This window comes from Pedobacter frigidisoli, from assembly GCF_032678525.1.
GTDB lineage: Bacteria > Bacteroidota > Bacteroidia > Sphingobacteriales > Sphingobacteriaceae > Pedobacter > Pedobacter frigidisoli_A.
In genome coordinates, this window is record NZ_JAVTSE010000001.1 from 174,713 (window position 1) to 198,567 (window position 23,855).

Annotated in this window: 19 protein-coding genes; 13 read left to right on the plus strand and 6 right to left on the minus strand. The window is 41.6% G+C overall.

Going from position 1 to position 23,855, the window contains the following annotated elements; all coding sequences use genetic code 11:
- Positions 1-47: 47 nt before the first annotated feature.
- From R2Q80_RS00705 to R2Q80_RS00730, 6 genes are all read left to right on the plus strand, one after another.
- On the plus strand, positions 48-1,739 hold the full coding sequence (locus R2Q80_RS00705; RefSeq protein WP_316797745.1) for a sodium:solute symporter: 1,692 nt from the start codon (positions 48-50) through the stop codon (positions 1,737-1,739).
- 31 nt (positions 1,740-1,770) lie between these two features.
- Positions 1,771-2,289: a DUF2911 domain-containing protein gene (locus R2Q80_RS00710; protein WP_316797746.1), complete on the plus strand. Its 519-nt coding sequence runs from the start codon at positions 1,771-1,773 to the stop codon at positions 2,287-2,289.
- Positions 2,290-2,449: 160 nt separating this feature from the next.
- The gene (locus R2Q80_RS00715) at positions 2,450-4,531 is read left to right on the plus strand and encodes a glycoside hydrolase domain-containing protein (RefSeq protein ID WP_316797747.1); all 2,082 of its coding nucleotides are present in this window, start codon (positions 2,450-2,452) and stop codon (positions 4,529-4,531) included.
- Between the two features lie 117 nt (positions 4,532-4,648).
- Positions 4,649-4,840 carry a hypothetical protein gene (locus R2Q80_RS00720; protein WP_316797748.1) on the plus strand — a complete coding sequence of 64 codons (192 nt, stop codon included), beginning with the start codon at positions 4,649-4,651 and terminating at the stop codon, positions 4,838-4,840.
- Positions 4,841-5,133: 293 nt separating this feature from the next.
- On the plus strand, positions 5,134-7,086 hold the full coding sequence (locus R2Q80_RS00725; protein ID WP_316797749.1) for an OmpA family protein: 1,953 nt from the start codon (positions 5,134-5,136) through the stop codon (positions 7,084-7,086).
- 73 nt (positions 7,087-7,159) lie between these two features.
- A complete protein-coding gene (locus R2Q80_RS00730) occupies positions 7,160-7,621 on the plus strand; it encodes an NUDIX domain-containing protein (RefSeq protein WP_316797750.1) in 462 nt (153 codons plus the stop codon).
- Here the strand turns inward: R2Q80_RS00730 and R2Q80_RS00735 are convergent.
- The gene (locus tag R2Q80_RS00735; RefSeq protein ID WP_316797751.1) at positions 7,611-8,714 is read right to left on the minus strand and encodes a DNA alkylation repair protein; all 1,104 of its coding nucleotides are present in this window, start codon (positions 8,712-8,714) and stop codon (positions 7,611-7,613) included. The two genes, R2Q80_RS00730 and R2Q80_RS00735, sit on opposite strands and share 11 nt — an antisense overlap.
- A 182-nt stretch (positions 8,715-8,896) precedes the next feature.
- Between R2Q80_RS00735 and R2Q80_RS00740 the strand changes: the two genes are divergently transcribed.
- The 3 genes from R2Q80_RS00740 (at position 8,897) to R2Q80_RS00750 (ending at position 10,627) form a co-directional block, all read left to right on the plus strand.
- Positions 8,897-9,739, plus strand: coding sequence for an NAD(P)-dependent oxidoreductase (locus R2Q80_RS00740; protein ID WP_316797752.1), 843 nt, complete (start codon positions 8,897-8,899; stop codon positions 9,737-9,739).
- Between the two features lie 43 nt (positions 9,740-9,782).
- Complete coding sequence (locus tag R2Q80_RS00745; RefSeq protein ID WP_316797753.1) at positions 9,783-10,022, plus strand: hypothetical protein; 240 nt, start codon at positions 9,783-9,785, stop codon at positions 10,020-10,022.
- A 140-nt stretch (positions 10,023-10,162) separates the two neighbouring features.
- Positions 10,163-10,627, plus strand: a complete 465-nt coding sequence (locus R2Q80_RS00750; protein WP_316797754.1) for a hypothetical protein — start codon at positions 10,163-10,165, stop codon at positions 10,625-10,627.
- Between the two features lie 3 nt (positions 10,628-10,630).
- Here the strand turns inward: R2Q80_RS00750 and R2Q80_RS00755 are convergent, their stop codons facing one another.
- On the minus strand, positions 10,631-11,989 hold the full coding sequence (locus tag R2Q80_RS00755; protein ID WP_316797755.1) for a hypothetical protein: 1,359 nt from the start codon (positions 11,987-11,989) through the stop codon (positions 10,631-10,633).
- Positions 11,990-12,180: 191 nt separating this feature from the next.
- Here R2Q80_RS00755 and R2Q80_RS00760 point away from each other — a divergent pair, with 191 nt between their 5' ends.
- The gene (locus R2Q80_RS00760; RefSeq protein WP_316797756.1) at positions 12,181-12,570 is read left to right on the plus strand and encodes a BlaI/MecI/CopY family transcriptional regulator; all 390 of its coding nucleotides are present in this window, start codon (positions 12,181-12,183) and stop codon (positions 12,568-12,570) included.
- A 24-nt stretch (positions 12,571-12,594) separates the two neighbouring features.
- Positions 12,595-14,451, plus strand: coding sequence for a M56 family metallopeptidase (locus R2Q80_RS00765; RefSeq protein WP_316797757.1), 1,857 nt, complete (start codon positions 12,595-12,597; stop codon positions 14,449-14,451).
- A gap of 104 nt (positions 14,452-14,555) precedes the next feature.
- On the opposite strand, the gene R2Q80_RS00770 is transcribed toward R2Q80_RS00765, so the two are convergent.
- From R2Q80_RS00770 to R2Q80_RS00785, 4 genes are all read right to left on the minus strand, one after another.
- On the minus strand, positions 14,556-15,848 hold the full coding sequence (locus tag R2Q80_RS00770; RefSeq protein WP_316797758.1) for a gluconate:H+ symporter: 1,293 nt from the start codon (positions 15,846-15,848) through the stop codon (positions 14,556-14,558).
- 25 nt (positions 15,849-15,873) lie between these two features.
- Positions 15,874-16,056 (minus strand): hypothetical protein, encoded by a 183-nt coding sequence (locus R2Q80_RS00775; RefSeq protein ID WP_316797759.1) that lies wholly within the window; start codon positions 16,054-16,056, stop codon positions 15,874-15,876.
- A 251-nt stretch (positions 16,057-16,307) separates the two neighbouring features.
- Positions 16,308-18,857 (minus strand): ABC transporter permease, encoded by a 2,550-nt coding sequence (locus tag R2Q80_RS00780; protein ID WP_316797760.1) that lies wholly within the window; start codon positions 18,855-18,857, stop codon positions 16,308-16,310.
- Complete coding sequence (locus R2Q80_RS00785; RefSeq protein ID WP_316797761.1) at positions 18,835-19,524, minus strand: ABC transporter ATP-binding protein; 690 nt, start codon at positions 19,522-19,524, stop codon at positions 18,835-18,837. The genes R2Q80_RS00780 and R2Q80_RS00785 overlap by 23 nt, the downstream gene beginning before the upstream one ends.
- A gap of 94 nt (positions 19,525-19,618) precedes the next feature.
- Between R2Q80_RS00785 and R2Q80_RS00790 the strand changes: the two genes are divergently transcribed.
- The gene (locus R2Q80_RS00790) at positions 19,619-20,305 is read left to right on the plus strand and encodes an arylesterase (RefSeq protein WP_316797762.1); all 687 of its coding nucleotides are present in this window, start codon (positions 19,619-19,621) and stop codon (positions 20,303-20,305) included.
- A gap of 215 nt (positions 20,306-20,520) precedes the next feature.
- Positions 20,521-23,652, plus strand: coding sequence for a glycoside hydrolase family 2 TIM barrel-domain containing protein (locus R2Q80_RS00795; RefSeq protein WP_316797763.1), 3,132 nt, complete (start codon positions 20,521-20,523; stop codon positions 23,650-23,652).
- Positions 23,653-23,855 lie beyond the last annotated feature (203 nt).

Here is a 23,855-nt window from a genome sequence, read left to right on the forward strand (position 1 = left end):
TTATTACTTCAGATCGGGTTCTACTTCCTGTTTACTAAATTCTGGGCATGAGCAACATCGACTGGGCAGTATTGCTGTTTACTTTACTTGCTGTTGTGGTTTACGGGGTGTATATCGGCCGCGGACAAAAAAGTAATGCCTCTTACTTAAAGGCAGATAATAAAATGCCCTGGTACATTGTGCTGTTAGGCATTATGGCCACGCAGGCCAGTGCGATAACCTTTCTTTCTGCTCCCGGTCAGGCTTATACCGATGGGATGAGGTTTGTGCAGTATTATTTCGGTCTTCCGTTGGCCATGATTGTGATCTGCATTACTTTCATCCCGATTTTTCAGCGCTTGAATGTTTATACTGCTTACGAGTATCTGGAACAGCGATTCGACAAAAAGACCAGGGTATTAACTTCGCTGCTCTTTCTTTTCTCACGGGGTCTTTCAACCGGGATCAGTATTTATGCGCCAAGCATCATTCTTTCCAGTGTATTAAACTGGAACATTTATTTAACCAATGTTTTAACGGGCGGAATACTGCTCATCTATACTTACGTTGGCGGAGCAAAAGCCATCGCCCATACGCAAAAACTTCAGTTTCTGATCATTTTGGCAACCATGGCTTTTGCAGGCTATTTATTGGTGCAGCGTATGCCTGAAGGCGTTGGTTTCTCAGATGCCCTTTACCTGGCAGGAAAGTCGGGGAAGCTCAATGTAATTACCACTACGTTCGATTGGAAAGATAAATACAACATATGGAGTGGGTTAATTGGTGGTTTTTTTCTGGCGCTTTCCTACTTTGGAACAGATCAGAGTCAGGTAGGCCGGTACATCACTGCAAAAGACAATACCAATGCTAAAATGGGTTTATTGCTCAATGGGTTGGTTAAAATCCCCATGCAGTTTTCGATCCTGTTGATTGGTGCACTCTTATTTGTATTCTTCTCATTGAAACCTGCACCCATTTATTTCAATGAACGTTCATACAGCTTGCTGAAGGAAACGCAGCCTGAAAAGGCGAGGGCTTTTGAAAAAGAGCATCAGCAGCTGGAGGCTGCATTTAATCAACAATCAAAAGCAATCCTGGCCCAACGTAAAAACCAGTCAGCTGCATTAGGGCAATCTATAGCGTCGTTTAAAGTTACTCAACAAAATATCAGGGATTTGCATGGGAAGGTAGAAGAAGCCATCAATCAGTCAGCCCTTAACGCCGAAAAAACCGATACAAATTACATCTTTTTATATTTCGTCAAAAACAATCTACCCGTTGGAATGATCGGTTTGTTATTTGCGGTAATCTTCCTTGCCAGTTGGGGTTCAATATCTGCGGCTTTAAATTCGCAAGCTGCTTGTTCACTGAAGGATATCCACCTCATTTTCAAAAAAACGAAGGTAAGCGATGAAACCGAATTGAAATATAGCAGACTGCATACCTTAGGTTGGGGGATATTCTCCATAGCAGTAGCGATGTTTGCCACACAGATGGGTTCGCTTATTGAAGCGGTTAACGTACTTGGGTCGCTGTTTTACGGGCCGATACTTGGAATTTTCCTCGTTGCATTTTATTATAAGAAGATCGACGGTCCGCTGGTTTTTATTTCAGCAATCCTATCAGAAATTGCCGTAATTGCCGTTTATGAGTTTGATGTGGTGTCGTTCCTGTGGCTAAATGTGATAGGTGCCGGCGCGGTAATTCTTTTTTCGACTTTAGGATTATTATTTTATCGGCCCAAAGCATTAATTTCGTAAACTCAAAACAACAAATACAGATAATATGACTATGAAAATGATTAAATCGGTTACCATGCTCTTTACCGCAATTACGATTTCTGTATGTGCGATGGCCCAGGATGCTGCACAGGCAAAGCCTAGTCCTGCTGCAACTGCAACAGGTAAGGTTAAAGGAGCAACCATTACCATTAACTACAGCAGCCCGGCAGTAAAAGGCCGCAAAATCTGGGGTGGATTGGAAGCTTATGACAAAGTTTGGCGCGCAGGTGCAAACGAAGCGACTACCTTCGAAACGGATAAGGATATTGTAGTGGAAGGTAAACCACTTGCTGCAGGTAAATACAGCTTCTTTTTAATCCCTAAAGAAAGTGGTGTGTGGACAGCAATTTTTAATAAGGAACCAAAACAATGGGGTGCGTACAAGTACGAAGAAGCTAAAGATGTGCTGCGCGTAGAAGTTAAAACAAAGGCTTTAAAAGCTACTCAGGAGCGTCTGGTTTACAAAATTACTAAGTCTGGATTTTCTTTAGACTGGGATAAAATCTCTGTTCCGGTTTCCATAAAATAAGCAATTATCATATTTTGAATAGAGACCATTCTGACAACGGAATGGTCTTTTTTGTTTCTTAGCGGTTCTTGCCGCGTATTTGTAAAGAAGGTAAAACATAACTTTTAGTTAACCTTAAATTGGTAATTTTGGCCATTACAATATCGATCCAACCAATACAATGAAATTTTCCATTAGCATCATTGCCATATCATTACTGTTGAAGTTAAACGTTTTAGCACAGCCTAACCATACTACATTTTCCATTAGGGATAAACGGCCGGTTGATCTGGTTAACGTTTTTCTGGGGTCTTCCGGCGACCATGGACAAATGTCTCCTGCGGCCTCTTATCCGTTCAGCATGCTCAGTATCGGCCCTCAAACTTATCCTAAAACCCATACTGGCTATGAGTTTCTGGCAAAGAAATTTGAAGGCTTTACTCACAATCGTTTTGAAGGCGTAGGTTGCCAGGGCTCGGGTGGCAACATTTTCATCAAGCCATTTTTAGGTAATGATCCGGCTCAATCGGTTTTAATGAAGTCTACTGAAATGGCTTCTCCAGGTTATTATGAAGTAGGGTTTGAAAATAAGATTAAAGCCAGTTTTGCTGTTCTAAAAAATGCAGGAAAACACCTGTATCAATTCCCAGTTGGGGAAAAAGGAATTTATCTGGATCTGGGCTATGCCTTTAATGGTGCTTTCGTTGCCGAAGAGCATGTGGTGAATGGGGGAAATATTAGCGGCTGGATTGAGTCGAGAACCACCTGTGGTGCAGGAAAATATCGGATCTATTATAATCTGGAAGTGACGGGAAGCGCAACCTGGGAAAAGTTATCTGACCATAAACTGGTCATGAAGCTTAAATCAGGTGATACCCAGGCTGAGATTAATGTGGCACTTTCGTCGGTAAGTGCCGAAGCTGCGAAAAAATCTATCAATCACAATGCATTGTCGCAGCTTAAATTGCAAAGTAGTGCAGATTGGAATGCCAGCCTTTCAAAAATTGCGGTTAGTGGAAATATGGATAGTGCTAAGTTATTTTACTCCCTGCTGTATCGTACCATGCAATCACCTTATGTCATCTCTGAGGAAAGTGGTGAGTACAGAAATACAAAAGGGGAATTGAAAAAAGATAAGGAAATCCGTTATAACGGATGGGCGATCTGGGACAATTACCGCACCCAGCTGCCCCTGCTTTCGATAATTGCTCAAGACCGTTTTGCCGGCATGGTTACCTCTATTGCAGATTTGTACAATTCCGGTAAGAAAGATTATGCGACGCAGAAAGAACCCTCAAATACGGTACGTTCGGAACATGCCATTGTTGTACTCCTTGATGCTTACCGCAAGGGTTATCGTGTCGATTTTGCTTCCATCACCGACTCACTGGTGAGAGAAGTTGAAGGACTTGATTATAAGTCGCCAGATAAAGCGCTTGAATCGAGTTACGATAACTGGGCACTTTCTGAAATCTTTAAGATTCTGAAGAATCAAGAGAAATCGGATTATTATAAAAATAAAGCCCTTGAGTATAAAAAATACTGGAACAAGGATTTCAAAGACCTGAGTAAAAATGATGTTGACCGGATGCAGGCTCGTGGATTGTATCAGGGTACAATCTGGCAATACAGGTGGTTTGTTCCTTACGATTTTAAGGGCTTAATTGAATTGGATGGGGGAGAACAAGCTTACCTGGCGAAGTTAGATGAGTTTTTTGAGCGTGATTTGTACAATCATGCCAATGAGCCCGATTTGCAGGTTCCTTTGATGTACAACGTAACTAAATCAGGATATAAATCTCAATACTGGATGCACCAGCTGGCCGCCGATACCGTAATACAGAACTACTTTAATGACAACAGTCGCGGCATTGGTTCATTCATTGGAAAGATTTACAAGAACGAACCGCAGGCATATCTGAGAACAATGGATGATGATGCCGGCGCCATGAGTGCCTGGTATGTTTTTACCGCAAGCGGCTTTTCTCCTGCATGCGTGGGGTGGCCGGTTTATTACCTGAATGTTCCCCTTTTTCCGTCCTTATGCTATACATTACCGAATGGAAAGCTCTTTAAGATCGAAACCGAAAACTTCAGCCTTGATAACAAGTACATAAAAGCGGTATATTTAAATGGAAAGGAATACCATAAAAACTATATCACTCAGGATGATATCAATGCGGGCGGTGTGCTCAGGATTGTTGCTTCAGCTACACCGATAAAAAGCAGCAGCACTGAAAACTGGATATCTGCCATGGAATAGGCGTTTAATACTTCTGGTAAAACGTGCAGGTATTTTTACTAATATTTATTTTTTTTCACTTCAACCCTAAAACAAAATATAAAATGCCATGTTGTGGATATATAAAACATTTACGTCATGGCACCATTAAAAATAAGCGAAGAGCAAAATGCAGCACTTACCAATAAAAGGAGTGTGGAGGAGGGTCAGGAACAGCCATTAGAGCTACATCCGGAAGCGTATAAGGTGAATGGTCCTTCACCAGAAAAAATGAAGACGGTATCTTCTTCATTGAGAAGCTATGCAAGCGGTTTGTACGGTTTGCTTTAATAAAAACTTTTGTAATCAGGTGTTTGCTTTTCAAACACCTCCAAATTAATTTTCATACCCATAGATGCATAAAGTCTGATGGGTATTTTTTTTGTGTTTGCCTGAGACATTAAAAGAGTAATTAAATCCCCGTTTTTTATTTTTAAGTGGATTTTATTCTACATAATATCCTGAAGATGTGGTTTGTAAGTTGATTACCCAATTGGATTGATTTTTGAATTTGTGTTTGAACCAAACAGATTTGCCTTGTTATTCACTATAAGGCCTTCCGACAAACATAAAATCATTGATTAATGATCAACAATCTAAAGCTGCTCTTTATTACGGTAATTTTAATTACGCTACAGTTAAGCCGGAGTTATGCACAATACACATTAAAAGAAGCTGATGTACAATATCAGTTGTACAACTTTACGAAAGCCATTGATTTTTATGAGCAGGCATATAAAAAGAAACCAACGCTGTATGTGGCTGAGCGGCTTGGTGAATGTTACGCTTTTACGGGCAATTATAAACAAACTGAAAGCTGGTACGCTATAGCCGCCGGCATGCCAGATACTCATCCGGAAAATATACTTCACTATGCCCGGGCGCTCCAGCAGAATGAGAAATATACGGAGGCCAAACAGGCCTATGAAAAGTATATAGCATTGAATAAAGACTCTTCCTTTATCCATAACAACACCTGGCTATTAAGCTGCGATTCATCGCTGATATGGATGCAAAACCCTACTAAAACCATTGTTTCAAATCAAGGAAAGCTAAATTCTCTTCAATCAGACTGGGGTGCTTTTCTCCATAACAATACCTTAACATTTGCTTCTGATCGGGGAAATGTTGCCAATGGTTCAATGTCACAAACGCCATTCCTGGTTTTCGATGGAGCCAAACGACCCGATAAAGCAATATATGGCTGGACAGGAAATGCCTATCTCAAGCTCTATTCGGTAAACATGGACGGTACCGTACAGTTATATCCCGTAGATGCCAATACGGTTTACCATTCAGGCCCCGCGAGTTTTACGGAAAATGGAAAGGAAATGTATTTTACGGTCACTAAAATCCCTCAAAAACCTGTTTATGTAAACGGTAAACTGGCTACGGTGAATGTAGAGATATACTCAAGCAAAAAGAACGGTTCAGGTAATTGGTCGGCACCCGTACCTTTCAAATTCAACCGGGTAAACGAGTACTCCCTGGGCGATCCATTTATCAGCCCTGATGGAAATAGTTTATACTTTGTATCGAATATGAAGGGAGGTAAAGGTGGTACAGATATTTACCTGAGTAAGAAAACGAATGCTGGTGAATGGGGAACTCCGGTTAACCTGATGGAAATCAATACCGAAGGCAACGAACGAACTCCTTATATCTACAATGATCATTTTTATTTCAGTACCGACGGAAGGGTTGGTATGGGGGGACTCGATATATTTGAATCAAAACTGATTGAGGGTAAACTTATGCCGCCAAGGAACATGAGGTATCCGGTCAACTCTCCCCAGGATGATTTTGCATATACCAGATCAGATGACAAAAGTGGCTATTTAAGTTCAAACCGATTCGGAGGATTGGGTAGCGACGATATCTATAGCTTTGAAGAACAGCAGGTGTTTGCCTTCAAGCTCATCGGAAGGGTTTTCGATAAAATCAGTTCCCAGCCTTTAGGAAATGCCATTGCAACACTTACTAAAACAGACGGTCAGACTTTAAAGATACAGACCAGCGAAAATGGAAATTTCAGATTTGACCTGGACAAAGTTTCTGATTATGATCTTAGCGCCGAAAAAACAGGTTTCAGAAGTGATGCTGCGAAAGTATCTGCTATGGATCTAACGACTTCGACAGAAATATATAAGGACCTATATCTCGAAAAAATTGTATTTGATAAGGCAATTCGTCTCGAAAATATTTATTACGATTTCGATAAATTTAACATCAGGCGCGATGCCGCTGTTGAATTAGATAAGCTGGTAAAAATTATGCAGGAAAACCCTTCAATATGGATTGAGCTGAGCTCACATACTGATAGTCGCGGGAATGATCAGTATAATCAGTGGTTATCTCAGAGCAGGGCAAACGCTGCTGTAAAATACATTGTAGAGAAGGGTATTGATAAGAACAGAATTACGGCGATGGGTTATGGCGAGCGCAGATTGCTCAATAAGTGTGCTAGTGGCGTTAAATGCAGTGATACGGAACATCAGCTAAACAGACGCACAGAATTTAAAATTGTGAAGCAGTAATTCCAGCGAACAGTTTGCCCGCTCATTTGTTATCAGGAGGTCTCAATGATTTACAACATAACATGAATGCAATATGAGGGTGAGTGCTGGTATTTTACTGTTCCGCGATACGAATAAAGAACTGGAATTTTTTCTCATCCATCCGGGTGGACCAATTTTCGCAAAGAAAGAATTTGGTGTATGGTCTGTTCCAAAAGGGGAACTGGATAAAGATGAGGAGCCGCTGGAAGCAGCAATCAGGGAATTTGAAGAGGAAGTGGGGACAAAGGTTAATGGTGATTTTATTGAGCTGGACTACATCATTCAAAAAGGAGGAAAGAAAGTGTTATGCTGGGCATTGGAAGGCAATATAGATGCGTCTATCGTTAAAAGCAATACCTTTGAAATGGAATGGCCACCGAAATCAGGAAAGTTTCAGAATTTCGTTGAAGTAGATCGCGGGGAGTGGTTCAATTATGAAAATGCGTGCAAGGCTATCAAAGACAGACAGATTCCGCTACTGGATCAACTTGTTGCAATCAGGGCTAGGCAATAAGTTCGAAACTTAATTTATGCTTTTCAGATCCGTTAATAATAATGGAAACCTGATGATCGCCGGGATGAAATTTCCTGGTAGTAATGAGTACAAATTTTTGTGCCCTGTTGATGTTGATCTCCGATCCCGGCAGGTATTGCCGCTCGGAAATTTTATATACCTTTTTTGTATTCAGACCATTCTGCTTTTTGTAATACACAGCATATTCCAGCCTGACTTTTCTTTCGCCCGGATTTTCATTTTTTATTGTAAAAGAAAAATGAAGACGTTCGCCAATTTTAACAACTGTTGACAGAAGTTTGAAATTACCAAGCAATATCCCGTCATCATCTAAACCATAATGTTTCAGTATAGCTGTATGGCCCTGTTTTAACAATGTTCTGCTGCCATGTTTAATTATCGCGTCGGTATGACTACTTAATCCTGACCACTTCTTTGCAATGTCAACAACAACCTGAGGATGATCTTTTGCAATATCATTCAAGCTGTTGGCAACACTTCTTCGCACATATTCCGAGTTATCTTGTTTTAAGTTCTCCAGTATCGGTAGTATTGATGAAGGGTCTTTTTTCAGGTAGGGAATGCCCATCGCCCATGGCAGTCGCGGCCTGCTGCCCTCGCTGGCCAGCCGCCGCACTTTATGGCTCCCATGCAATGACCATTCCTGCATTTTACTGATCATTTGATCCTGGTATTTTAAAATAAATGGCCTTACTGCGAATTCACAGCTTACAAACTGGGTTACGAATTCCAGGGCTTCTGCCGATTCTTCAAAAAAATCCAGGCCATAGGTTTCCAGGTAATCAGGAAGAAACATGTAAGCTAAGCCGTCAGCCCCAACGCCATTAAGCTTCAGCTGCTCAATTGTTTTTTTTATCAGTTGAATATTCTTTCGATAGTCGTCCGTCAGAAACTGGTGCATCACCGCAGTAGTGTATTTCATCCGTTCTTTTAACTCCTTTGAATCAAAATCAGGAGTAAAGATTTTAGCAATGAATCTCTGCTTATCAAAACCCGGCACTGTTGCCGAAAGCGCATCGCTTAATCTATCGTAAAAAGAGGGGGAATAAAGGTCTTTTAATAAGCTGGCCATGATTTGGGATTTACCATCAAATTTAATGGATATTGGGTTTGTTTTTAATTATTGTTTTGAACATTGCGCAATGCCAGATGCCGCTTTATCGAAATGTACTTATTCTGTGAAAAATGATGCATACCTTACAGGTTTCAGCTTTTTCTTTACCAAATTTGTTAATCACTAAAAACAGCATAAAAATGAATATAGGATGGATTGGTTTAGGCACCATGGGAGTTCCAATGGCTACACAACTTTTAAAAGCAGGGTATCAGCTTACCGTTTATAACAGGAGCGAAGGTAAGGCTTCGGCACTTGAAGCATCCGGGGCAACAGTTTCCGCCTCGCCACAATCGTTGATCGAGAAAACGGATGTAGTGATTGTGATGGTTACAGATGATCAGGCCATCCGGGCAGTGTTTGACGGTGAAAATGGTTTGTTAAATGCCAGTGCGTCAGGAAAAACGATTATCAATATGAGTACCGTTTCGCCAGCGATTTCAAAGGAGATGAGCGACAAATGTAAGGCTATTGGTTCTGAATATCTCGATGCCCCCGTTTCAGGCAGTGTAAAGCAAGCCGAAACCAGTCAGCTTGCCATTATGGTAGGAGGTGATCAAACCGTATTTGACCGTGTTAAGCCGATTCTTGAAGCGATGGGTAAAATGGCTATTCTGGTCGGGGCCGTCGGTGCCGGGAACTATGCCAAGCTGGCCATCAACTCTTTACTTGCTTTATATACGCAGGGTTTAGCTGAAACGATTTTGTTTGCGAATCAAAATGGAGTGCGTACTGAAGATTTACTGAATCTGATTAACAATGCAGCAATAAGCAATGTATTTACCAAAATTAAAGGGGATGCGATACTGAATGATAACTTCCAGCCGGCTTTTACATTAAAAAATATTGTTAAAGATTTGCGTTTGGCTAAAGATGATGGTCTGGAATCGCCTTTGGCGAAAACCGCATTGGCATCTTTCGAAGAGGCTGAAGAAAGGTACGGCAATGAAGATTTGATTGCGATTATTAAGGCTTTGAAATAAAGCAATATCATTTATTATATTTACATGTAATAAAGTGTAGGTGATGAAAACAGAATCAATTGTAGATAAACTGCTTGAAAATATGGTGAACATGGACGAGTTAGGTAAACAACTTGCCTTTGAACGTGGACACGCTCACTATGCCCAGTTTATGGAAGATAAGGGCTATTGGCGCAAAGAACTTCCTACAGGCGAGAAATTTATTGTCGAAATTGAAGTACTTTATGATGATAAAGGTATGCCTAGAGATATTAAAGATACCATTATCAAAAGGCTCTCCTAGTTCGTTATGCCACATTTAATTTTTGTTGCAGGATGTAATGCTGCAGGTAAATCAACATTCATCAGGACCAAGTTGAGTATTTTACAAGGTTTTGAAATTTTTATGACCGATGTTTACAAACACAGGACTAAAGAGCTTGTTTGCAGGCCATACAAAGCAGCGCCAACATTATTCTCGAAACTGTATTCAATGATGCTTCTTTTATCGAACTTATTAATACGGCTAGCCGGGCTGGGTATTCTACATCATTGAGTGTACTTTTTTTAGATAGTATTGATCAGTCTTTGAAAAGGGTAGCATTGCGTGCAGTGAAACAAACAGGCTTGTTAATATCTGACGGTAATGTTAAACTTAACTTTAACGAAAGTTTTAAGAACGTTAGTGAGTTTTATTTCTATTTTAACAGGGTTGAATTTATTTACACAGGCACAGATTCCCTTAATCAGTTCATCATGAGTTTTAAACATGATGAACTTGAAATGTATCATACTAACCAGCTAAATTTTATCCGGCAATTTGCAAGCTATGGCTTAAGCAGGGGTAGGATAGATGAGGTGGCATACAAGGTGATTACTAAAAATGAAAATTATAATTTAGATACCTAGCTGTTACATCCCCATCAATCGAGGATAAATTCTGATAAACACCTGGCCACTAACCGGATTTTTACCATAGGGTGAGTTGAGTGCCGCGTTGGTATTGTAAAAGGACAGCTGCCCGCCTAGTGCTGTTCGGAATTTTCCTAAGTTGAGAATATCATAGTTGATACCTAAGCTGAAGGCATTGACACCAAATGAACCATTTCCGAAAATATTTGGGTTGAGGTTAAGCTCCTCTGCAGACTTCTGAACCCATTCATACCGGGAGTAAACAGCGAGCTTGTTCAACCGATAGGCCGCTTCAGCCAGTACCGCGTTTTCCCCGTCATGGCCTTTGGTTTTATTAAGTCCCCATAATAAGGTGGCATTCAGGTTTTTCTCTTTTCCCAGCGGTAAGGCATAGATTGCAGAGGCAATTGTTCTGTTTACATTTTCGGTTTCATGCAGGCTTTCAGGGCTTTTAATCCATCCCTGTGATATCTGCAACGCCCAATTCTTAGTCGGGTTATAGGACAACCGTGCACTGTACGAATCAAAACGGGGTTGATCAAAATCGAAGCGGTTTTCGTCGGGCTCTCTGCCTGTGAACGACGATGCTTCAATCTTAACTTTATCATATCGGTAGCCAATGGTGGCTACACCGAAAGTAATATGTGTTCCATCGTTCCAGTGGTGGGAGATTGGCGCATCGGGATTGGATAAGGTGGACGGACGGTGCATGAAAGCCACAGATCCAAGAGCAGGTTCGCCAGGATAACCCACATATAACGTGAGATCTGATTTTTTTGAAAAGGAGTAGGTATAAGCAACAGATAGTTCTGAAAATAAATCATGCGGATGTTGCCGGTCTACCAACGGTTGCCCCTTCCAGCTTTCACCCGTTTGAAACAACAAAGGATAGCCGGCACCGCCTTCCGTAAGTCTGTCAATGGAAAGCATGCTGCTGAAATGGAACAGGCCTTTTTCACCAACCTTTCGCTGTCCCATAAACATGAACCAGTTAGGTGCATCGAATTTCTCTCCCCCTCTGCTGCCTTTTTCTGCAAGATCTTGTCTGGTATATCTGAGCGCAACACTACCATGCATCATGTACATCCACTTTTTGGAATGGAACATGGTGCCATACATTGGAGCGGCATCAGGCAGCCAGGAAGTTCCGGAGCCGTTTCTTTGCATTGGTAGGTTTAAAGAATATGCATGACTCATGGGCACTTCGGTATCCATTTGCCCCATCATATGGCTGCTGTGGTTTACTTCCGTGGAATCCTTTTTAGTGCTGTCATTTGAATTACCCATATGCATCTGGTGCTGTGCACGCGTAATGCCTGTGGCAAACAGGAAAATGGAAAAAAGTATCGTCAGTTTCATAAGTAATGATCATTGGTATTATGCAAAAGTAGTGCAGCGCAAAGAAAGGACGTTACATCATTTCCTTAATTGTTTACATGATTTTTTCCGTAAATACGGTCAGTATGATTGTAATTCAGTTTGTTAACAGATTTTATGAAAATAAGTAACATAATATTTGTATCGTACGAAAAAAATCGTACCTTTAGTTTATGAAGAATAATCAGTCTGACATTAATTTACCTGAACCTACCAAAGCCGAATTAGAAATCCTGCAGGTGCTTTGGGAATTCGGTCCCTCTACCGTTCGTTTTGTAAACGACAAATTGAATGAGAACAGGGAGGTAAATTATACTTCAACCTTGAAGCAGATGCAAATCCTAACTGAAAAGGGAATCTTAAAGCGTGATGAAAGCCAAATGAAGCACATTTACATTCCCGTGGAAGCAGAAGAGAAAACAAAGGTGCAATTGCTAGATCGCTTTGTAAACACATTGTATAAAGGATCGGCATCGCAGCTGGTGATGCAGCTTTTAGGAAATGAAAAAACTTCAAAAGAAGAAATCGAAGAGATGAAGCGGCTATTGGATAGCATGGAGTAATTACAGATTGCTAAAGAGACTATTATGGAATTTAAGCTCATGAACCTGATACCTGAAAGCTGGATACATGCTCTAGGTGCAACCTTATTTCACTCTCTTTGGGAGGGGGTAATTCTGGCACTTTTAGGCGCTGTTATTATGCTTGCTACCCGGAAAACCAGTGCAAGGGTACGGTATAATTTTCTTGTTGCTTCTTTATTTTTATTTGTGCTGGCTATTGCTGTCACTTTTTGTATAGAACTTCGAAAGCAGGGCGCATCTGTATTAAACCAGAAACTGACTGGGGAAGAGGTTAATATTAATCTTAAGGCGATTCATCATGACAATTTAGTGAACTTACCCGGACATATGGCGTTTTGGAGTGCAGAGCGGTTGCTTAACATCCTGAATTCCTATTCCCTGCAAATTGTCCTGATCTGGTTTCTGATCATTTGTGCCAGGAGTATTCAATTGTTTGCCAGCTTAATTGGTATTGATCGCTTAAGAAAACATCAGGTTTATCCAGCTGGATTGATATGGGAGGAGCATTTGGAAGTGCTTTCAGATAAAATTGGCCTAAAGAAGCAGGTAACATTGCTTCAATCCGGTATCGCGAAAGTACCTCTGGCTTTAGGACATTTTAAGCCACTTATTCTAATTCCCCTTGGTTTGCTTAATAGCTTGTCGAGCGCTGAAGTAGAAGCCATTTTATCTCATGAACTTGCCCATATTAAAAGACGGGATTTTCTGGTCAACCTGCTTCAGAGTTTCATTGAAATACTATTCTTCTTTAATCCGGCGGTACTTTGGCTATCGCAATTAATCAAAACCGAGCGTGAACATTGTTGTGATGATTTGGCCATTGCCTGTATTAGCGACCGGAAAAACTATGTTAAGGCTTTGATATCCTGCCAGGAGTTTGAGCAGCGTGCACCTGCTTATGCAATGGGGATAACAGGCAAAAAAGGCAGCTTGCTGAACAGGGCAAGCAGAACATTATTAAAAACCAATTTAACTTTAAACAAAATGGAAAAGACAATATTAACTATCGCACTGGTTTGTACAGTGATGTTTACGGTAGCCTTTAAAAGCGTAAGCAACGCTGCAGTGTTCAACCGAAATGCAAACGCCATAAGCACAGTGCTGCAGCAGGATACATCAAAAAAGATACCTGCAAAAGAAAATAAATCAGCCGATATCCTGGAAAAGGAAATCCAGCAAAAAATTACGGCTGCAAATCAAAAGTCAGTTACTGCTGCAGATGAGAGGCAAGCAGCCACCGATGCTAAACAAGCTATTAAAGATGCAAAGCAAGCTCGGATTGATGCGAAACAGGCTGGGATTGATGCGAAACAAGCTAAAATTGACGCAAGGCAAGCGGTTATCGACAGTAAGCTGGCTGAAGAAGATGCCGAATGGATCGCCCAGGACCAGTTACAAGAGCCAACACCTGATAAGGCTCCCAGAGTACCTAAAGCACCCCGACCTCCAAAACCGGTGAGAGGAGCAGTCGGGGTTGTCCCTCCTATGTTTCCTACGCCTCCAACTCCGCCTACACCTGTTACTGGCCCGTTATTAACCACTCCGCCTGTACCACCCACTCCTCCTTCATCTGGAAAAAGAACAAGTAAAACAAGTGTGGAGCATGTGGTTACATCAAAAAGTGTGACCAACGGAGATGGACGCGATTATACCACTGAGATCAATAATCAGCTATTGAAAGATCAGATTATAAAAAACACGAATAACTTATCCTATAAGCTAAACAAAGATGAGCTTATTGTAAACGGCGTAAAACAAAGTGCAGAAGTTCAGAAAAAATATAAAAGCAAGTACCTGAAAAATGACCGACATAGTTTAATGTATAACTATCTGATAGAAAAATCTTCTTCTGGTCAATAAGTATTCTTTTATATTAGCCTGTTTTACCACGCTATGTGTGAATGCCTACAGCAGAATTCATAGCGTGGTGTTTATTCAACACACTTTAATGTATCTCCCGTTGTTTAGCCAATAAACTGATTGAGTATCAAAACGCCCGCTAAGCCCAGCACTGACACAATGCTTTCCATGGCTGTCCAGGTGCGGAAGGTTTCTTTCATAGATAGTCCAAAATATTCTTTAAACATCCAGAATCCGGTATCATTTACATGAGAGAGCATCAGGCTTCCTGCGCCTACTGATAACACCATTAGTTCTGCGGGGGCACCTGAACCGATTAGCGGTAATACCATTCCTGATGCGGTAAGTGCCGCCACAGTGGCAGAGCCAAGTGTAATACGTAAAGCAGCAGTAATCAGCCAGGCCAGTAGCAGTGGAGAAAGGTTTAATCCTCCACTTAGTTGCTTAACGGTTTCACCGATGCCGCTGTCGATTAAAATTTGCTTAAAAGCACCACCTGCAGCAATAATTAACATGATCATGGCAATAATTTTAACGCCCTCAACACAGGATTCCATTGCCTTATCAACCGGGCCGCTTTGAATGAATAAGGTAGCTATTACTGAAACGAGCAATGCAACGGTAGGATCAGCTAAAAATGTAAAAACGGCCTTGCCTAAAAAGTCGCTCGCGATTCCGTTTCCTATAGTGCCGATGACGATGAGCAATATGGGAAGGAGGGCAGTGAGGAAGCTTTTTGATGCAGGAGGCAGGTTTTCATCTTCGGAAATTTCGAAGCGCCCTGCGGATACCGTCTGATTTCGATTCAGCGAAAGCCTGGGAAAATAGATCCCCGCAATAATTGCTATGGGAATACTTAAGGTTAGTCCGTAAATTAATGTTCTACCGATATCTGCATGGAATATTCCGGCCAGCGCAACCGGACCGGGGTGGGGGGGTAAAAATCCGTGAGTTACCGAAAGGGCTGTAGCCATGGGTAAACCAATATACAGTTTTGATAAGCCTGTAGCAGCAGAGATGGCAAATACCAAGGGTATTAATACCACAAATCCTGCATTATAGAATAGGGGGATGCCCACCAAAAGACCTGTCAGTAAAACCGCCCATTGAATATTTTTCTCGCCAAAGGTCCTGATCAGGATGAAAACAATCTTTTTTGCGGAGCCACTGTCTTCTATCAGCTTACCCATCATGGCGCCTAGTGCCAGCACCATAATCATGCTCCCCAGTGTACTGCCAATACCATTCGCCACTGAATCCATTACTTTTGAAGTTGGCATTCCCAAACACAGTCCGGTTGCTATTGCGACCGCAAGTAACGAGATCATGGGATTGATCTTTTTCAGGATCATGATAAAAAGCAAAAGTATGCCCGCTAACAGGATAAATAACGACATATGATATCTGGTTTAAGGAAGCAATTTACTTTTTTATCGTAATAGTGCGGCCTGTTACCAGATGAAATTCGAAAATTCTATATAAACCATCGTCATTCCTCTCTATCCTTTCAACAATTCCTGTTTTACTAAAGGTGTCAGTTACCAGGTCACCGATCTTTACCTCGCTAAGTATTTCATTTGGGGTGTCGCCATTCAGTCTAATCATGAGGTAAAAGTAAATTTAAATTTTGAGAAGACCTGACCAGTGCTTACTGTAGTGAAGTCAACCCAACGTATGTGACTACAATAAAAAAGAGTGTGGCTAATAATAATGTGTTCCTGAGCTTGATATTCATGTTTCGTCTTTACTAGTATAAACAGGCTTTCCTTCAAAAAAGTTCCGCTGGTCTAAAATTTAACATTATCATAATATGGCCATGCTTACCCGAAAGGAACCAATGTACGCTTAAACCCAGTCTAACCTTCCGTTCTAAGAATCTTTAAGGGGGGCTGGTTTAAAATACTCCTTGTACTCAATACCCCCGTTATCACAACAAGTAAAACGACCGATCCGAAAAGCAGAATTGTTGGTATAAATGGCGGGTAAAAAGCAGCATCAAAGCTAAATTTCGCCAGTGCCCAGCTTCCGCCCAAAGCAAGAATTAATCCGGCTCCTGCAGCAAAGCAACCCAAAAACAAATATTCTATTGCATTGATAGCCAGAATCTGTTTGCGGTGTGCACCCATTGTCCGGAGTAAAATACTCTCTTTAATGCGTTGGTTTTTGCTGGTTAAAACCGAAGATACCAGTACAATCCATCCGGTTATCATGCTGAAACCGGCCATAAACTGAATCACAAAGCCGATTTTACCTAAAATATCATCCAGCAGCTTCAATACCAGATCAAGATCGATTACTGAGACATTTGGGAATTTTGTGACCACTTCGCCCTGAAATTTTGCAGATAGCTCAGGGGATGGGATTCTGGTCATCAGTACGTGGAACTGAGGGGCCTCTTCCAAAACACCCGCTGGAAACACGACCCTGAAATTCGTTTGCATCCTGCTCCAGTTCACTTCCCGCAAACTGCCTACCACAGTAGGAATCATCATACCCTGAACATTAAATAAAATCTTATCATCGATAGCTACATGAATCTGTTGGGCATAACGCTGATCAAGAGAGATGTATATCGTTTCGTTGGGCTTAATTTTTCCGATCCATTTTCCTTCAACTATTTTCTCTGCTGCGGTTAATGAATCCTGATAGGTAGCCCGGATTTCATTTCGATAGGCCCTGCGGTTATTGGTATCTGCATTTGCTTTTTTACCGTTAATTTCTTCGATGCGCATCGTAATTACCGGCACCTGATTCATTAATGGGAGTTTATAAGCTTTTGTCAGGCTATCTAAGCGCCCTTTTTGATTATTTTGAATGTCGAACATCACCATATTAGGTTGGTTGCTTCCCGAAGAAAGTGTTACCCTGCTCATCAAAATCCCCTGCACAAAGAATAAAGTACAGATGAAAGCCGTCGATAAACCGATGGAAACCGTTAACATTAAAGTTTGATTGTTTGGGCGGTAAAGATTTGCAAAGCCCTGTCTCCACAGGTAATTAGCCGAATCTGGCAATATTTTCTTTACCAGATACATCAGGAGTTTAGAGAGTAAGATGAGCAAAAGAAAAGCGATTCCCAGACTGGCGGTAAAGATCAGGGTTTGTATCCACGTTTTCATTTGAAGGTGAGTGAAACCAACTATGAATAGTAGCATCAGCAAATAAACAAACCAGATTAAAGGGTCGCGCCTTGATGCTGATTTTTCGAAAGACAATCGAATGGCATTTAATGGGGATATCTTCCTAACCCCTAACAATGATGGTAGAGCGAATAAAACAGATATAATGAGTCCCAATAAAATACCCTGGGCAACAGCCGGCCACGAAACCTGCATAGTAATTTCTACCGGAAGGAAATCTTTAAGCACCAGAGGCAGAAGAAACTGTATCCCCGTACCCATAATAGCGCCTAATACAGCGGCGATCAGCCCAATGAAGAAAACCTGTATCAGATAGATGAAAAAAGCGTGTCTGGATTTTAAACCAAGACACCTTAATGTGGCAACTGCACTTAGTTTTTCCTGGATGTAAACGTGAATGGCGCTACCTACCCCTACGCATCCAAGCAATAAGGCAATAAAACCCGCTAACGCCAGAAAGCGATTTACGTCTTTGAACGACCTACCTGTCTGTTCTTTCCGCGATTCAACAGTATCCGCATCGAATCCTTCTTTTTCAAGCTTTTGTTCATTCTTTTTTACCCAGGCATCAACGCTAGTTGGATCATCGTATCTGAAATAAAATTTATTGTTAAGTCTGCTGCCAGTTTTGATCAAATTGGTTTTTTCCAGATATTTTAAAGGAATAAATACAGTAGGGGCTACACTTGCACCAATCCCGGTTTGTCCCGGCGCCTTGGTGATAGCGCCTGTAATTTTAAAATTAAGATCACCTACTTTTACCGAATCGCCGACTTTCGCATTATACTGCAACATCAGCGTTTGATCTACCAGCGCATTTCTCCCTTCCTGAAAGTGAGCTGCGGCTTCAGCAGGAACTGTTTCAATACTGCCATAATAAGGGTATTTGCCTTCCAGTGCTTTCATTTGTACCAGCCGGCTCCCGCCGCCTTGCTGAAAATAAATCATGGAGGCGAATGTTTTCTCCTGCGAACGTTCATCACCAAGGCTATCCAGCATGGCCTGCATGGCTTTGCTCACCCCTTTTCTGCTTTCCAGTACCAGATCTGCTCCGGTAAGTTCCTTCGCCTGGCCATCGATATCGCGTTGCAGGTTATCTTTAAACGAGTAAACAGCCACAAGCGCTGCAATGCCCAAAACAATTGATGAAATGAATAACAGCAGTCTCGATCTGTTCTTTCTGCTATCCCGCCACGCCATTTTCAGGAGCCACGACAATCTTATTTTCGGTGTTGAAACTGAATCAGGCATCATTGGTTTTTTCATCTGACAGGACTGTTCCGCCCTTAATTTTTATAATTCTTCCCGTTCTCGCGGCCAGGTCAAGGTCGTGAGTTACAATTACCAGGGTTGTTCCTGCATCTTTGTTCAGGTCGAAAAGTAACCTGATCACTTTTTCACTGGTTTCAGCATCCAGGTTTCCCGTAGGCTCATCAGCAAAAAGAATAGCCGGCTTGCTGGAAAAGGCCCTTGCCAGCGACACGCGTTGTTGTTCACCTCCGGAAAGTTGCACAGGATAGTGATGGGATCTTCCGGCCAATCCAACTTTATTAAGCAAATCCATTGCATGGTCGCGAATATTTTTTGCACCTCTGAGTTCCAGCGGAACCATCACGTTTTCCAAAGCAGTTAGGGTAGGCAAAAGCTGAAAGTTTTGAAAAATAAAGCCTACGTATTGGTTTCTTACCGCTGCCCGTTCATCTTCATTAAGATCTTCCAGGGCAATGCCATGAAGTTCAACCGAACCCGTGCTCGCCTGATCGAGGCCGGCACACAATCCCAGTAATGTTGTCTTTCCACTGCCTGAAGGACCGGTGATGGCTACAGTAGATCCTTTTTCTATATTAAAATTTATGTTATCCAGAACCGTGAGCGATTGGCCCGCGCTTTGGTAAATTTTGCTTACATTTCGAATGTTTAATATGGTTTCCAAATTTCTTGTATGGGGATTTGAGTGATATTGATGCCAAACATAACCTGGCTTTGCCTGTTAAGTTACTGGTTTTTAATTAGAGATAGAATTAGTTATGATGTTACGAAAACGCTTTGCAGGCCTATTTGTTTTGGTTTTCCTGTTTGCCGCATGTGGAAACAGAAAGAGCAACGGCAATGATGAAAAAACTTTAGATTCAGTTGACCAATCTTCCCCGAAGGCAATCGCCAAAACTAAAAATATTCTTTTTTTCGGCACCAGTTTAACTGCGGGATTAGGTCTTGATCCTACGGAAGCTTATCCTGCCCTGATTCAGAATAGAATTGATTCGTTAAACTTACCCTATAATGTGATTAATGGCGGTTTAAGCGGAGAAACTTCTGCTGGCGGTAAGTCGAGAATAGACTGGCTACTAAAGCAACCAGTTGATGTTTTCGTATTAGAGCTGGGTGCAAATGATGGCTTAAGGGGATTACCCGTGGCACAAACCATTAAAAATCTTCAGGATATCATTGACCGCGTCAAGGCAAAATATCCAAACGTTAAACTGGTGATGGCAGGCATGCAGATGCCTCCAAATTTTGGTGCCAAATATGCCAACGATTTTAAGAATATATTTCCTGATCTTGCCCGTAAAAATAACATGGCTTTAATACCATTTTTGCTGGATAAGGTAGGTGGGGTTCCTAAACTCAATCAGGCCGATGGTATTCATCCTACTGCCGAAGGAGATAAAATTTTAGCAGAAAATGTATGGGTAGTACTTAAAGATCAGCTTTAATTTATAAAATCACCTGCTTAAGTTAAGGGGAGAAGCCAATGCTTAAAAAAGAAGCCTTTCATAACTGAGAGGCTTCTTTTTTGGTAGAGCGATGAAGGACCCCTTATCAATATGATGCATGTTGTGGCTAATTAAATGGAAACAACATCCGTATTAAATTCTTTTCTTTACCAATCAAAAACATAGATTTCAGCAGCAATCAAATCATATTAATTATGCCAGTTCACAAAACGATCTCAGTCATTTTACTTTTAATCATTTGCCATATTTTATCAACGGGTACTTTATTTGCTCAGGCCCCAAAGTGGTTAAACGAGGAAGTAAATGAGGAAAACCGTTTGCCCATGCATGCCTCTTATCTTGTTTACGAGAATAATCAGGCGCTCAGCAAAGGTGAGTGGCAGCAATCGTCAAATTATCTCAATCTAAATGGTACCTGGAAATTCTTTTGGGCAGATAAGCCATCATCACTTCCAGAGGATTTTTATGCCCCCGGATTAAATGATCAGGGCTGGAAGAACTTCCCGGTACCTGCCAACTGGGAACTGAATGGCTACGGTTTTCCAATCTATACTACCGATGGTTTCGAGTTTGCCTACCTGATGGACAAAAAGGTAAAGCCACCACTTGTGCCCATGGGTTTTAACCCCACAGCGGTGTACCGTCGTGAGGTGAATATCCCGGCTTTGTGGAAGAACAAAAAAATCATCCTCCATATCGGAGCGGCGAAATCAAATCTTTCCGTTTGGGTTAACGGAAAGTACGTGGGCTATGGGGAAGATAGCAAGCTTCCATCAGAATTTGATATTTCGAAGCATCTCAAAGCTGGCAAAAATCTGATCGTTTTGAAAGTAATGCGCTGGTGTGATGGCAACTACCTGGAGGATCAGGATATGTGGCGTTTGAGCGGCATTACCAGAGATTGTTATTTACTTGCCAGAAATAATATCCACATCAACGATATTGAAATTACGCCGGAAATCGATAGCACATTTCAGCGTGCAAAAATTGATGTGTTGCTGAAATTCAGTCAGCCAGCCAAAGGCTACACTGTTCAGCTTGATTTAAAATTTAAGGGACAACCAGTAGCGCAGAAAGAAATAAAAGTTGATCAGCAGCATATTTCCTACGAAATTAATGTCGCCAAACCGAGTTTATGGAGTGCTGAAAGTCCTTCGCTTTATGAGCTGACCATTAAATTAAAAAACAGTGCAGGGACGATTACAGAAATAATCCCCCAACAAGTAGGGCTGCGGAAAGTAGAAATTAAGAATGGCCTTTTCATAGTAAATGGCCAGCCGGTTTTACTTAAGGGAATCAACCGGCATGAAACAGATCCCATCACTGGTCATGTCATCTTTAAAGCCGCTATGCTTCGTGATATACAGCTTATGAAGAAATTCAATATCAATGCCGTAAGAACCAGCCATTATCCCAACAGCGAAACCTGGCTTGATCTCTGCGATCAATATGGATTGTATGTTATCGGAGAAGCTAATATCGAATCGCACGGTATGGGTTACGACATCACTAAAACCATGGCCAACCGGCCAACCTGGGTATCGGCTCATTTAATGCGTGTAAAAAGGATGATGGAGCGGGATAAAAATCACGCCTCTATTGTTACCTGGAGTATGGGCAATGAAGCAGGTAATGGGTACAATTTTTACAGCTGCTATTTGTGGATGAAAAAAAGAGATCAGTCGAGGCCAATACAGTATGAACGTGCCGTGGCAGATTATCGCACATTTAGTTACGAATGGAATTCTGACATCATTTGCCCGATGTACCCCACTCCGGATGGGATGATTGCTTATGCAAAGGCGAACCCATCACCACAGCGTCCATTTATCATGTGCGAATATGCGCATGCTATGGGCAATTCTCTCGGTAACTTTACCGACTACTGGGATATCATCAGGAAAAATAAAAAGGTTTTCCAGGGAGGCTTCATCTGGGATTTCGTCGATCAGTGTTTTCAACGCGTAAACGCCAAAGGCGATACCGTTTATACCTATGGAGGAGATTATGAACCTAAAGAAGCCATTACCGACTGGAATTATGCCGCAAAAGGAATATTCTATGCAAACCGGACCCCATATCCACATGCCTGGGAAGTGAAAAAGGTGTATCAGGACATCCATACTACCTTAAAATCGCCAGGTGTAATCAATATCTACAATGAGAAGTTTTTTACAGGCATGGAAAATATACAACTGGAATGGGAAATAACCAATAACGGCATTTCAGTACAAAAAGGCATTATCGATCAGCTCGAAATTCCGGCACAAGGGAACCGGGATTACGGAATAAATATCAAGTCAGGTAATGAGGGGGAACAATACCTCAGCCTCACCTACAGATTAAAAAAACAAGACCAGTTGTTGCCGGCAGGTCATATCATCGCCAGTGAACAACTCTTTCTGGGTGGAAACTTTCCATATCAGCAGGTGCTGGCCAAAGGAGCAGACGTAAAATTTACGGAGCAGCAATCGCAGCTTGTCATCCGGTCACAACGGGCGAATATAACCTTTGATAAACAAAGCGGGCAGCTAACAGGATACGAAATTAATGGAAAGGCATTTCTGGATGCTGGCTTCGGATTTAAACCTAATTTCTGGCGTGCGCCCAATGACAACGACTTTGGTGCCAATCTGCAGGTTAAGCTTAAAGCCTGGAAAGACGCCTGGAGCAAAGCAAAGCTAACCGCATTCAAAGCAGTGAAGCAGGGCGAAAATGTGTTGGTAACCAGCAAATACGATTTGAATATGCCTTCTTCTTCCTTGTCGCTCAGTTACCTGATTAATGGTGCCGGAGAAATAAAGGTTGATGCGCAGATTCAACTGGATACGGCCAAAGTAAAGGAAATGTTGCCCCGGTTTGGGATGCAATGGATTTTACCTGCCGGTTTTGAACAAATAGAATATTATGGCAGGGGACCTCATGAAAATTACCAGGACCGGAATTTTTCTGCTGATGTTGCACTTTACCATCAAACCGTATCAGCACAATATTTTCCCTATGTAACTCCCCAGGAAACGGGCAATAAAACAGATGTAAGGTGGTTTAAACTAATGGATAGCAGTGGTAAAGGTATTGCTGTGACTGCTCCTCAGGCACTCAGTATAAGTGCGTTGCACTATTTTGATGCTGATTTAGATGACGGTGAAAAAAGGCATCAGCGCCATGCTGCAGATTTAATTCCCAGACCCCAAACTCAATTGAATATTGACTTGAAACAAATGGGAGTAGGTGGTATTGATAGCTGGAGATCTACGGCCATGAAGAAATACTTAATGCCTGCCGCAAATTATAGCTTCACCTTTTTCATTGCACCAATCGGATAAAGTATTTTGCTTTTACGGATCAGCCTAGCCCCACTTATAAAACTTGGTGTAGCAGCTATAACATTTAAAACGTTTTGCGGGTAAAAAGGGAAGCAGGTTTTTTAATAGCGAACCGCGGTTTACTCTTCTGGTTTCTTTGCTTTTACATTTGGGACATTGAGCTAAAATAAGCGCATCAGTTTCTGTATTCATAATTTCTTACT